At 55.7% G+C, this 12,572-nt stretch carries 12 protein-coding genes and 1 pseudogene; 7 read left to right on the top strand and 6 right to left on the bottom strand.

Features of this window, described 5'->3' with window-relative positions; all coding sequences use genetic code 11:
• The first annotated feature begins 111 nt into the window (after positions 1–111).
• The gene (locus tag J2W17_RS18250; RefSeq protein ID WP_307337024.1) at positions 112–852 is read left to right on the top strand and encodes an ABC transporter substrate-binding protein; all 741 of its coding nucleotides are present in this window, start codon (positions 112–114) and stop codon (positions 850–852) included.
• A 37-nt stretch (positions 853–889) separates the two neighbouring features.
• On the opposite strand, the gene J2W17_RS18245 is transcribed toward J2W17_RS18250, so the two are convergent.
• The 5 genes from J2W17_RS18245 to J2W17_RS18225 form a co-directional block, all read right to left on the bottom strand.
• Entirely contained in the window at positions 890–1,930 is a 1,041-nt protein-coding gene (locus J2W17_RS18245; RefSeq protein WP_307337022.1) for an AbrB family transcriptional regulator, read from the bottom strand.
• Entirely contained in the window at positions 1,927–2,991 is a 1,065-nt protein-coding gene (locus J2W17_RS18240) for a lactonase family protein (RefSeq protein ID WP_307337019.1), read from the bottom strand. The genes J2W17_RS18245 and J2W17_RS18240 overlap by 4 nt, the downstream gene beginning before the upstream one ends.
• 35 nt (positions 2,992–3,026) lie before the next feature.
• Positions 3,027–3,908: a LysR family transcriptional regulator gene (locus tag J2W17_RS18235; protein WP_087694042.1), complete on the bottom strand. Its 882-nt coding sequence runs from the start codon at positions 3,906–3,908 to the stop codon at positions 3,027–3,029.
• Complete coding sequence (otnK, locus tag J2W17_RS18230; RefSeq protein WP_307337014.1) at positions 3,898–5,166, bottom strand: 3-oxo-tetronate kinase; 1,269 nt, start codon at positions 5,164–5,166, stop codon at positions 3,898–3,900. Before otnK ends, J2W17_RS18235 begins: the two co-directional genes overlap by 11 nt.
• A gap of 106 nt (positions 5,167–5,272) precedes the next feature.
• Entirely contained in the window at positions 5,273–6,409 is a 1,137-nt protein-coding gene (locus tag J2W17_RS18225) for an isocitrate/isopropylmalate dehydrogenase family protein (protein WP_307337011.1), read from the bottom strand.
• A 194-nt stretch (positions 6,410–6,603) separates the two neighbouring features.
• Here J2W17_RS18225 and rraA point away from each other — a divergent pair, with 194 nt between their 5' ends.
• Positions 6,604–7,086, top strand: coding sequence for a ribonuclease E activity regulator RraA (gene rraA / locus J2W17_RS18220; RefSeq protein ID WP_307337009.1), 483 nt, complete (start codon positions 6,604–6,606; stop codon positions 7,084–7,086).
• Here rraA and J2W17_RS18215 read toward each other — a convergent pair.
• Entirely contained in the window at positions 7,079–8,017 is a 939-nt protein-coding gene (locus J2W17_RS18215) for a GntR family transcriptional regulator (protein WP_178964931.1), read from the bottom strand. The genes rraA and J2W17_RS18215 overlap by 8 nt on opposite strands.
• Before the next feature lie 163 nt (positions 8,018–8,180).
• Between J2W17_RS18215 and J2W17_RS18210 the strand changes: the two genes are divergently transcribed.
• The 5 genes and pseudogenes from J2W17_RS18210 to J2W17_RS18190 form a co-directional block, all read left to right on the top strand.
• Positions 8,181–8,840: an aspartate/glutamate racemase family protein gene (locus J2W17_RS18210; RefSeq protein ID WP_307337005.1), complete on the top strand. Its 660-nt coding sequence runs from the start codon at positions 8,181–8,183 to the stop codon at positions 8,838–8,840.
• Positions 8,841–8,869: 29 nt separating this feature from the next.
• Entirely contained in the window at positions 8,870–9,658 is a 789-nt protein-coding gene (locus tag J2W17_RS18205) for a hydroxypyruvate isomerase family protein (RefSeq protein WP_307337002.1), read from the top strand.
• A 133-nt stretch (positions 9,659–9,791) separates the two neighbouring features.
• Entirely contained in the window at positions 9,792–10,535 is a 744-nt protein-coding gene (phbB, locus tag J2W17_RS18200; protein ID WP_307336999.1) for an acetoacetyl-CoA reductase, read from the top strand.
• A gap of 119 nt (positions 10,536–10,654) precedes the next feature.
• Positions 10,655–11,998 (top strand): CitMHS family transporter, encoded by a 1,344-nt coding sequence (locus tag J2W17_RS18195; RefSeq protein WP_307336996.1) that lies wholly within the window; start codon positions 10,655–10,657, stop codon positions 11,996–11,998.
• A 117-nt stretch (positions 11,999–12,115) separates the two neighbouring features.
• Positions 12,116–12,422 (top strand): annotated as a pseudogene (locus J2W17_RS18190) (DeoR family transcriptional regulator); the annotation flags it as partial.
• Between the last annotated feature and the right edge of the window lie 150 nt (positions 12,423–12,572).

Raw genomic sequence — 12,572 nt, 5'->3', positions numbered from 1 at the left:
AGCAAGCCATCGTTCGTCAACGGAGAACGCAGCCTTGGTGAGCCTGAAATTGTCAGGTCTTGCGCACTTCCCTACTCTCGGGACCGATGACATTTTCCCAGGAGACCATTTATGCCCGCCCCTACCGCAGAAGTCCTCAAAGATCTGGCGCCGACTGGCGTTCTCCGTGCCGCCATCAACTTCGGCAACCCGGTGCTTGCACAGCGCAACGCTGAGACAGGAAAGCCTCAAGGGGTGTCCGTCAGCCTGGCTGTGGCACTGGGCAAGCACTTAGGCGTCCCTGTTGAGTTCATTACCTATGACGCTGCGGGCAAGGTGTTCGAGGCTTTAGCGCAGAAGCAATGGAACATTGCATTCCTGGCCATCGAACCTGTGCGTGAAGCTCAAGTCGCCTTCAGCGAACCTTACGTGATCATCGAAGGCACTTATCTGGTCAAGAACAGCTCTCCGTTCTTCAAAATGGAAGATTTGGATCAGCCCGGCGTGCGGATCGCCGTCGGCAAGGGCGCTGCTTACGACTTGTACCTGAGCCGAACTCAACAGCACGCGACCCTCGTCCGTGCGCCGACATCCGCTGGCGCGGTCGATCTGTTTCTCGACGAAAACCTGGAGGCTGCTGCGGGGGTGCGCCAGCCACTGCTCAAGGTTGCCGAAGCCAATTGCGAACTGCGTGTGCTGGACGGTTACTTCACGTCGATTCGCCAAGCGATGGGCGTTCCTGTGCAATGCGTTGCGGGCGCGGCTTACGTCAGGGCGTTCCTGGAAGAACAGAAAGCCAACGGCTTCGTCCTCAAGGCACTCATCGACAGCGGTCAGAGCGACGTCACCGTTGCCCCCTTGCAGGACCATTAACACATCGCACATGGCAGGTTGAAACGCAATTGCCCGCTCAGCGGCGAAGGCGTTTCAACCAGACTTTGTGCACCGGCTCGGCACAGAGCATCACCACCACCAGACGCATGATTTGCATCGCCGTGACAACGCCGACACTCAGGTTCAGGGCTTCGGCCGTCAGGTACATCTCCGTACTGCTTCCCGGCATCATGCCCAACGCCAGGGTCAACACTGGAAAGCCCAGCAAATAGCCTATTCCAAGCGCCAGAACCAAGGTGCAGAAGATCATGATCAGGTTGAATAGCGAGACCTTGAGCAAGAACTTCGGCGAAGCCCTGAAGAACTGCCGATCAAAATACCCGCCGAGCGCGCATCCGATCATGAGCTGGCCGTAATGACTGAGTTCCACAGGCAGTGCAGTTTGCAAATTGAAGCTGGCCGTGAACAACGCGCACAGGGCCATCGGCCCGAACATCCAGGGGTTCGGTAGCTTGTAGCGCTTCCAGATCATTGCCGTCAGCGCCCCTCCGATCAGCAACGGTAGCAGCCAATACCAATCACTGGGCAAACGGGCATGGACCACTGCCGGAGAGATTTTCGCGGTGAAAAACATCGCCGGCGGCACACAGAGAACAATCAATACCAAACGTACGCTGTGAGCCGCGGCGATCTGGCTGACGTCGGCGTTGTGCCTGATGCCTGACTGGATCATTTCTGAAAAGTTGGCGGGCATGAAGGCGAAAAACGCGGTCGTCAGGTCCATTCCTCGACGGCGCATGAACTCGACGCCGAGCAGTGCCAGGAACAGGGTCAGAAACGCCGCGAACAGCATCATCGCGAAATGCCCCAGGATCTGCTCGAGCACCACAGGCGTAAAGTGCAAGCCGATGGACGTTGCGATCATCCACTGCCCGGTCAGGCGGCCATTGGGAATCTCCCCCACCCGCCAGCCCAGGCAACGCACCAGGATCACCGCCAACATTGATCCAATGATCCAGGGCAAAGGCCAGTTCAGGTAGCTGGCAAGCAGAGCCCCGGCAATTCCCACCAACGGTGTTGCCCACCACAATCCCATTGAGGTGAAGAACGCTTTCATGCCCTCGATCCACCGAAGACCATGCATACCGGACTTCCCGTCTCGACAACTCCACCCGTCGGGGTCAAGGCTCCAGTCGCCGGATCAACACAGAAAATCACGATCGTATCGCTGTCCTCATTGGCGACGTACATGGCTTTTCCATCGGGTGACAACGCAAAAAATCGTGGTGTCCGGCCTTCCGTTGGCGTCGCCGATTCAAACGTCAGCCAACCCGATTGCGGGTCGATTCTGAAGACCGTGAGGGTGTCGCTGCCTCTGTTCGAGGCGTACAGGAATCGCCCCGTTCCATCGACTTCGATCTCTGCCGCCGTGCTGTCGCCGGTAAAAGAATCAGGCAGCGCAGAGATCACCTGCTGTGGCTGAAGCTCGCCGCTTTCGTTGTTGAAGCGGTAGGTGCCGACGGTGGAATCCAGCTCATTGACCGAGTAGACCACCGGCAGCCCGGGATGAAACGCCACGTGCCTAGGCCCCGCCCCTTTGCGAGTCGCCACAAACGGGCAAGCAGCCGGCAGCAGCTTGCCCAGTCGCGAATCGAATCGATAGATGAAAATCCGGTCCAGCCCTTTGTCCGGCACCACCACATTTTTTCCACTGGGATCGAATGGATTGAAATGAGGTTTCGGGCCTTTTTGCTCAATCCGATGGGGTCCGATCGGCCCTTCGGTCAGCACCTGGTCACAGAGTTCGCCAAGCTCACCCGAGGCGAGGATCGGCAGAACAACAACTGAACCACTGTAATGATTGCTCACAACCAGAAAACCACCGTCCGGTGAAATCGCCAGATGCGCGGGATTGTGGCCGTGGGTGCTTTGGCTATTGAGATAGCTCAGCGTGCCATCGGAGTTGATTCTGAACGCACTGGCTTGGTCCGTATCGCCATGGACGCAATACAGAAAATCCTGTTGCTTGCTGATGGCCAGAAAAGAGGGGTTAACCAAGCCATCGACCAACTGCACATGAGTCAGGCATCCCGTTTGCGGGTCGACGCTGTAGACGTTGATCCCGTTACCCCGAGCATTTCTTTCACGAGTGGTACGACAGCCAACGTAAATAAACATGAGCTCATCTCAAAGGGTGAATTGAACGGCGCCTGTCACGCGGTCAAGTGCGCGACGAACGCGCGGGCAGTCGGTGGCAAGGATTCGAATCGTCGAGCAACGATCTGCAACTGACGCTTGGCCCAGGGCTCGGCCAGGGTCACAGCGTGTAATTGAAAGGGACGCAGATAGGGGCGTAATACATCACGAGGCAAAATACAGATGCCCAGATTGGTCGAGACCATCCGGCACATGCATTCAAAACTGGAAACTCGAACCCGCTGCCTGACCGTCTGCCCTAACAGTGCAGCTTGCTCAGTCAGCAGCAGGTGCACTGAGCTTTCTACGTGAGGACCGATGAATTCATAGTGCAACGCCTGATCGAACGTGGCGTGCGCGTGCCCCGCCAGTGGATGGTGTTCGGGAACCGCGATCACCAATTCGTCCACGCGATAGGCCAGTGTTTCCAACCCCAGGGATGGCGTCTGTTCGGCAATGATGCCGACATCCGCGCGACCGTCCGACACCGCTCGGACGATCGCCGCACCGACACGTTCCTCGACGTCGAATTTGATATCGGGATAGGTTTCCAGGAACGTGCCGATGTCCAGGCTCAGTTGTTGTGCCAGCGCGGAGGTAATGGCGTGCAAGCGAACGTGACCTTTGATACCCGCACCGTACTCACTTAGCTCCTGATCCATTTTCTGGAGTGTTTCATTGAGCTGCAAAGCATAGTGACGAAGCGACTGTCCCGCAGGAGTGAGCTCCATTCCGCGTGGGTATCGAATGAACAACGCTGAGCCCACTTTTTCTTCAAGCTCGCTAATCCGTTTACTCACCGCGGACGTCGCCAGGTGGCAGAGTTGCGAAGCCTTTGTCAGGTTGCGCTGCTCTGCCACTGCCATGAAGATTTCGAGACTCAACAGATCATGGCGCATTGGCCAATGCCTTCTCAAAGAAGTCTACTGTTCCGAAATTGCCGGACTTCAGCGCCAGGGCTACCGGGTCGTCCCGCAAACCGAGCGTCCATGGGACGCCTGGATCAATCGTCGCTCCGATTCTCAGCGCCTTGATCTTCAGTGCCTTGACCACAGCACCCGACGTTTCGCCACCGGCCACCACGAGCTTGCGCACGCCCATCTCATACAGGCCAACAGCCACGGCGGACAGCGCGTCTTCAACGATCTGCCCAGCGGCTTCAACACCGAGCTTCTGCTGGGCAAGCTTGACCGTCTCTGGCTGCGCACTGCCGTAAATCAGAATCGGTCCTTGCTGAATCAAGTCCTTCGCCCAGGCGAGTGCTTGGGCTACCTGATCATGACCATTCGCCAGGAGCAGTGGATCAAGGGAGAAACTCGGACGGCTCTTTTTCCAGTGCTCGACCTGGCTGTTGGTCGCCACTGAACAACTGCCGGAAACCACCGCGCCCAACCCGTCAATGACGGGTAGCACCGAAGCCGTCTCGGATTTACCGAGTAAACCTGCACGGCGGAAGTTTTCAGGTAGACCCAGCGCAACGCCGGACCCGCCGGTAACGAGCTTATGGTCTGCAACGGCCCCGCCGATCGCATACAGATCCTCGTCGTCGATCGCGTCGACGATGGCGTATCCCTGGCCCTGCGCCTCAAGGTTACTGAAGGCCGTCGAAATGGCTTGCGCGCCTTTGCTGACGACCGAATGCGCAACGAGCCCGACCGGCTTAAGCGTCTGTTGCTGCAACACCCGAACCAGATTGGAGTCGGTCATGGGCGTCAACGGATGATTGCGCATCCCGGATTCGCTTAACAACTGGTCGCCAACGAACAGATGACCGTTAAAAATGGTGCGTTTGTTTTCCGGAAACGCAGGGCAAGCCACGGCAAATGACACACCCAGTGCATCGGCGAGGGCATCCGCCACCGGGCCGATGTTCCCGCGAGACGTGGAATCAAACGTCGAGCAGTATTTGAAAAAAAACTGTTGGCAACCCGCAGCACGCAACCACTCCAACGCTTCGAGCGACTGAGTAACGGCCTCTTCGGCGCTGATGGTGCGGCTTTTCAGAGCAAGGACGACAGCATCGATATCGTCCGGCAACGGCCCTTCAGGTACGCCAATCACTTGCAGGGTGCGCATTCCGGCACGCACTAACGTGCTGGCCAGATCCGTACCGCCGGTGAAGTCGTCAGCGATGCAACCGAGTAGTAATTGACTCACTGCACTCTCCTCTAGCCCTCTCCTTGGATGACCTCAAGGAAGAACAGGCATTTCTTGTTATAAATCCCACACGCGGGCGGCATGACTGGCATGCCGCCCGAGTCGATCAGCCCAGGATCACCTTGGCGACGGCTTCACCAAAAGCTTTGGTACCGCTGGAGCCGCCCAGATCCGGAGTGCGCTGCCTAGGATCTTTCAGAACCGCATCGACAGCCTTGTCCATTTCCAGGCCGGCGTTGATCAATGCTTCATTGTTATGGTGCTCGCCCATCCACTGCAGGAGCATGCCAACGGAGAGGATCATCGAGACCGGGTTGGCCTTGTCCTGACCGGCGATATCCGGTGCGGAGCCATGCTGTGCCTGGGCGCAGCAATGAACATCGCTGGCCATCATGGACCCGGCGAGACCCAGGCTGCCCGACAGTTCGCTGGCGAGGTCACTGATGATGTCGCCGTAGAAGTTCGTGGCAACCAGTACGTCGAAGCGTTCAGGGCTGCGCACCAGGTGAGCCGTCGACGCATCGACCAGCAAATCGTCCAAAGCGACTTCAGGGAAGTCTTTCGCCACATTGCGAACGCATTCCAGGAACAGGCCATCGGTCATGTGAAAGCTGTTGGCTTTGTGAATGGCGGTGACCTTCTTGCCACGTTTCATAGCCAGCTCGAACGCGCGACGAGCAATACGCTCACTGCAATGACGTGTGATTTTACGCGTGGATAAAGCCATATCAGGGGTTGGCATCATTTCACCCCAACCACGGCTCATGTTGCGGTCCGGATAAAACCCTTCAGTCGCTTCACGCATGATCACCAGGTCCATCGTCTTGCCTTCCTTCATGTTCGAAGTCAGGAATGGACGAGTGCGGGCAGGACGCACGTTGGCGTAAAGATCCAGGCCAATACGAAAGCCCGCGGAAACGTTACGACCGCCCTTTTCAGGGACTGGATAGTCGGCGTGCGATTGGGTGCCGAGAATGATGCCATCGTAGCCTTTAGCCTTTTCCAACACTTCATCACGCAAGGTGGTGCCGTATTTGTCCAGGCTCGTAAAACCGACATCGTCGTAATCGAAGCTCAGGCCCAGATCGAATTTTGTGTTGGCTGCGTTCAGCACCGACATCGAAGACTCAACGATTTCTGGACCAATACCATCACCAGGAAGAACCAAAATACGCATCGCAAACCCCTTACTTATTGTTTGAGCATAATTTTTCAAAGCCGGTGTATCAGGAACCAGCTCCATTTATGTACATCGTAAATACAAAGTACAATATTGGCGAGGCGAAGTCCTTAACCATTTGCTCCCGTTCGTCCTGAGATTTTTCTGGAGCAGTGTCGTTCTCGCCTTCGACAGATTGCATTTTATTGCATGAATATTCAGTTTGTGCAATCTTTTCGCTCAACGGTCATCCACCAAACGAAGCAGGAGAATCCTCCATGACAGTTAAAACATCCGATCTGTGCGATCAGTACCCAGAGACAATTCGCGTTCTGACCCCAATGTTTCATGACTTTGGCGGCAAGAACGATTTCGAGGGACGTGCCTTCACCCTGAAATGCTTTGAGGACAATTCCAGGATCAAGGAAATAAGCAGTTTGCCGGGTCAAGGTAGAGTGCTGGTGGTAGACGGTGGGGGTAGCGATCGCTTCGCATTGTTCGGCGACGTGATTGCTGAGGACCTGGTGAAGAACGGCTGGGGCGGCGTATTGATCTACGGATACATCCGCGACAAAGCCGCTTTGCGCGACATGCCAATCGCGATCAAGGCACTGGGCACTTCACCGCGCAAGACCGTCAAGCGTAACGAGGGGCAAATCGGAATAACGCTGAATTTCGCCGGACACTCCATCGCTGACGGCGACCAGTTGTACGGCGACGATGACGGCGTGGTGTTGCTGAACGAACCGCGCCTTAACTGACCACCGAGACCTCAAGGCTGCGCTGGTACTCCAGCTCATCCTTGGCCTCTTTGTCGGTTTTTTGCCGCCCGACGACATCGAGGTGGTTGCGCAGGAACTCCGCGGCAGCCTCTCGCTGTCCACTTTCGATGAGATCAAGTAGATGGATGTGCTCTTTACACTGGTTGATCAACCGAGGCCGATCCACGTTGGCCTTGTAGGCCATGAAACGACGCAACTGGTTCTGCCGACGGATAGCTTCGAGAAAAAAAGCGTTGCCCGAGCAGCGGACCACCAGCTCATGAAGCTGCGCACCGATCTGAAACAGCTGCGATCGCGACAAGGTGAAAATGTCGCCATCCAGCAATTGCTGCTGGACTTCCCGGGCTTTGGCAAACGCGGCCTTATCCACCTCGTATCCAGGCTCCAGTACGGCAGCCGGTTCGATGGCCATGCGAAAACGGTAGCTCTGAATATGCGCCTTGGAGTCGTGCAGAAAACTGTTGATCTCCCACCCCTGCCCCGGCTTGCGCTCAATCATTGCCTCATTGGCCAGCCGGGTCAGAACCTTCATGAGCTGCCCTCTCGGCACCTCATATCTGCGCATCAGTTCAGCTTCAAAAAAAGTCGTGGGGATGTCGCCGCGCAGTACGTCGTCAACAACGCGCAGATAGAAGTCTTCAAACGGGTCGACTTCCAGGGGGAGTTTGCGGCTGTCGATGCCTCGCGCGTCAGCCGTCAGGAAATAGCCCCGATTCGGCTCTTTGGTGGCCAGGCCCAACTCGGCCAGCAATGCGAAACCACGTCGTATTGGCGAACGCGAAACCCCCAACTCCTTGGCGAAAGATTCTTCGCGCAGCGGATCTCCGGCGCGCATCGACCTGGCTCTCGCCATATCGATGATCTTGGGAGCCAACTGCTCCGCAAGGTCTTTTTTGATCTTGGGCTTCATTTTGGATGGTTCGCCCGCCAAGGATTGTTCGAGATTCAATTGTTGAAACCAGTATTCGAGGTGTGAAAGAAAAAATACCACACCTGATGACCAGCCACACGCCGCTGCACTACAGGTGACACAGAGTCCACCCAATCAATCCATTACAACTCGGGGAAACATCATGACCGCACCACGCATTTATTTGATCCATGCAACACCAGTCGCCATTGCACCCATCACTGAAGCGTTCACACGGCTTTGGCCCGAAGCCAGGCTGGCCAATCTACTGGAAGACTCGCTTTCCAGCGACCTGGCGCAAGCCGGCGAACTCACGCCGGCATTGAATGAGCGCTTCTTGAAACTCGCTACCTATGCCGCAGAGTCGGGTGCTGATGCGATCTTGTTTACCTGCTCGGCATTCGGCGACGCCATTGATCGGTGCAAACGCTCCCTGAGCATCCCGGTGCTGAAACCGAACGAAGCCATGATCGAGGAAGCCATTCAACGGACTCGAAAAATTTCCATCCTCGCGACCTTCGAGCCTGCCATCGCATCGATGACTGAAGAATTTCAGAGCTATGCCCGGCAGCAAGGCGTCGAGATCGAACTCAACACCTTTGCCTGCCCTGGGGCATTCGACGAACTGCGCAAGGGAAACACTGATCGTCACGACACTTTGATTGTCGATTGCGCTCGTACGCCAACGAACAGCGAATTGCTGTGTTTCGCGCAATTTTCCATGACCAGCGCAGCGCAACAGGCGAGCCAAGTGAGCGGCCTGCCGGTATTGACCACACCTGACAGCGCTGTGTTGAAGCTGCGTAGCCTCCTGCAAGCCTGATGCAGTTTCAAAGATTGAAGGAGTAAGACATGACCAGGTTAAACGCACACATTGGTTTCCAATTTACGGAATTACCCTTCCTGGAGCGGTTTTCAGCAGCCGCAAAAGCAGGATTTCAAGCGGTCGAGTTCCCCTCGCCCTATGAATATGAAGCGACACAGATAGCGCAGATTTTGCATGAGCACCAACTCGAGATGGTGCAATTCGCCGCGCCATCCGGGTCATCAAAAGGCAATACCGGTATTTGCAGCTCGAAGCAGGTCTTCCTGTCGGAGCTGACCCAGGCCGTTGATTATGCAAAGGTGCTCGACTGCAAAATGGTTCACCTGATGTCAGGTGTGTCGCAGGCTGAGCTTGGGGTGATTGCCAATAGCAGCGTTTACCGTCGCAATCTGAAGTACGCGGCTGAATTCTTGTCTGGAGAAGGCATTGAGCCTTTGATTGAAGTCATTAGCTCAAATGAGGTCCCAGGCTACCTGATGAGCCGCTTCGACTTTGCAGAGGAGATGTTGGAGGCCATACCAAACCTTGGCCTGATCCTTGACACCTATCACACCGAACTACTCGGCAGGGATTGCCTAAGTACGCTCAATCGATGGTGGTCGCGGGTGAAGCATATCCAGGTGGCCGACTTCCCAGGCCGCAATGAGCCAGGTACAGGCGATATCGATTTCCCGAAGCTGCTCTCGATGCTGAAAGACCGTGCATATCAGGGCTGGGTGGGATGCGAATATCGCCCTCGCGCCTCCACTGTCGACGGGCTCGACGGCTTATGGAGGACGATGAAACACAATCCGCACGAAGATGACCGCTGGTAAGAAATCGTTTCTTTTTGGAGAAATTGTACCGCGTTACCTTGCAAAACAATTTCTAGTGGAGTTTATTAGGGACCAGTAGCCCTTGAAGGTTGCACGCAATGCTCCCCACAAAAAACACAAAAGGAGTTAACGCATGACCAAGAAGATCGCCTTTGTTACTGCTGGCATGGGAAACCTGGGCACAGCAGTTTGCCAGCGACTCGCCCGAGATGGATTTACCGTTGTCGCAGGATGCGGTCCCAATTCCCCATTGAAAGACACTTGGCTCGCTCAGCAAAAGGAGCTTGGCTTTAACTTCATTGCCTCTGAAGGGAGCGTTGCTGATTGGGATTCGTGCCGCCAAGCGTTTGAGCAGATCAAGAAAAATGTCGGGCCAGTCGATGTCCTGATCAACAACGCCGGCACCGCTCGCAACGTTGTCTTTCAGGAAATGCAGCCCAATGACTGGACAACCGTCATCGATACCAACCTCAATTCGCTGTTCAACGTAACCAAACAGGTTATCGATGGCATGACCGAAAGAGGCTGGGGTCGGGTGATCAACATCTCTTCAGTCAACGCCCAACTGGGTCAAGTGGGTCAGGTCAACTACTCCACTGCCAAGTCGGCAATTCGCGGCTTTACTCGCGCCATGGCACGGGAAGTCGGCTCTCGCGGTGTCACGGTCAATACCGTGTCTCCTGGTTACATAGCCACTGCCAAGCTTAAGTCCGTCACAACTGCCGACGTCATGGACCGCATCATCCAGGACATTCCGACTCGGCGTCTTGGAACACCTGAGGAGATCGCCGCTGTGTGTGCCTGGCTTGCCTCCGATGAGGCTGGGTATGCGAATGGTGCTGACTTCTCGCTGAATGGTGGCCTTCACATGAGTTGACACTCGTGTGAGACTCAGCGGCAACCCGCTGGATCAAACCAAAAATGCAGCGGGAACCTTGATGCGCTTTCAGCGCAGATCCCATAAAAACAATTGTACTTTACGTCAAGGTGATACAAATGCTCTCATTACTCGGCTACGGCATGATCGTGACCTTCATGGCACTGATCATGACCAAGCGGTTGTCGCCGTTGGTAGCGATGACAACAGTTCCGATCGTATTCGCTCTCCTGGCCGGATTTGGCCCGGATATGGGCGATATGATGATCGAAGGTCTGCGCAAGGTGGCGCCAACCGCGGTCATGGTGATGTTCGCGATCCTCTACTTCGGCGTGATGTTCGATACCGGCCTGTTCGATCCGATCATTCGCAAGTTCATCAAACTGATCAACGGCGACCCGATGAAGGCGGTGGTCTTTGCCGCGCTGCTGGCAGGCCTGGTATCGCTCGATGGCGACGGTTCGACGACCTACATGATTACCGTCACCGCGATGCTGCCGCTGTTCAAGCGCCTGCGACTCGAACCGCTATCCCTCACCTGCGTGGTGATTCTTGCGGCGAGTGTGACCAATCTACTGCCATGGGGCGGTCCACTGGCTCGTGCCGCTGCGTCCTTGCAGGTCGATACTTCCGAGCTGTTTGTCCCGCTTATTCCGGTCATGGTGGTGGGCTTCCTGGGCGTTCTGGCACTGGCTTACTTCATCGGCATTCGTGAGCGTCAACGCTTGGGCGCACTTACCCTTCCCCAGTCGCTGGGCGCTGCCGCCACCGTGTTTGACGATGAAGCTGACGACGAAGGTCTGCCATCAATGTCAGACGAAAATGCCGAGCTGCGTCGTCCAAAAATGTTCTGGTTGAACGCCGCTCTGACGATCGGCCTGATGGCTGGCCTGGTGACAGAGGTGTTGCCACTTTCCATTTTGTTCATGGTCGCGTTCTCCATCGCTTTGGTGATCAACTACCCGCATATAAACGATCAGCGTCGCCGTATTTCCTCGCACGCTCCAACGGCTTTGAACCAGATCGCGATCTTTTTGGCAGCCGGCATCCTGGCAGGCATTCTGTCCGGAACGGGCATGGTCAATGCGATGTCAGCGAGCTTCCTGGCCATGCTGCCAGCGACCTGGGGCCCCTACATGGCGCCGATCACTGCGTTGGCGAGTATTCCGGGCACCTTCTTCATGTCCAATGACGCCTTCTACTATGGTGTTCTGCCCGTGCTTGCCAAAGCTGCTGCAGCTTATGGCATCTCCGCGGCAGAAATCGGACGAGCATCATTGGTGGGTCAACCTGTCCACTTGCTCAGTCCTCTTGTGGCCTCGACCTACCTGCTCTGTGGCTTGGCAGGTGTGGAGTTCAGTGACCACCAGAAATACACCATGAAATGGGCGTTCGCGCTGAGCTTCCTTATTTTGCTCGCTTGTTTGCTGCTGGGACTGTTCCCTCTGGCAGCTGGTGTCTAAGGGATAAAAGAGGAGAGCTGTAGTCCTCACCGCTGCGAAACAATGAAAAATCCCGGAAACAGAAATGCTTTCGGGATTTTTTGGGTTCGGTCAATCAGAGATCACTTTGGAGCACTAATGCCTAGCCAAAAAGACATCGCCGCCGAAAGCGGCGCACCGATGATTCCTGAACAGCGCCATGAATTTATGATGGACAGTTGCGCAAGCATCAGGTGCTGAGCGCGTTCATCAAATGATGGAAATGTTCGACTGTTCGCACATGACTATTCGCCGCGACATCGCGTTGCTGGAGCAGGAAGGTCGTGCTTACTCGGTAACGGGTGGGGTGCGGATCGCCAGTCAGCTCAATAGTGAGCACAGCCATCAGCTCAGGGCGGTGGTCGAGTTGCCACAGAAGCAGGCTATGGCCAACAAGGATAGCCGTGCACGCATCAAAGTGCGCAACAAGGGCCTGAACATCATCGCTGCTCAAGTCACGCTGCTAATGCCCAAAGACGTTCCGGTAGACAAGCAGAGCTTAATCAGTTCGCTGACTTTCATCGACGAATGTCATCACGAGTAAAGCTCTCCGTCA

This window comes from Pseudomonas lini (genome assembly GCF_030812475.1).
Lineage (GTDB): Bacteria > Pseudomonadota > Gammaproteobacteria > Pseudomonadales > Pseudomonadaceae > Aquipseudomonas > Aquipseudomonas lini_A.
Note: the sequence above shows the minus strand (reverse complement) of the source record. Positions and strands in the feature narration are given on the sequence as shown.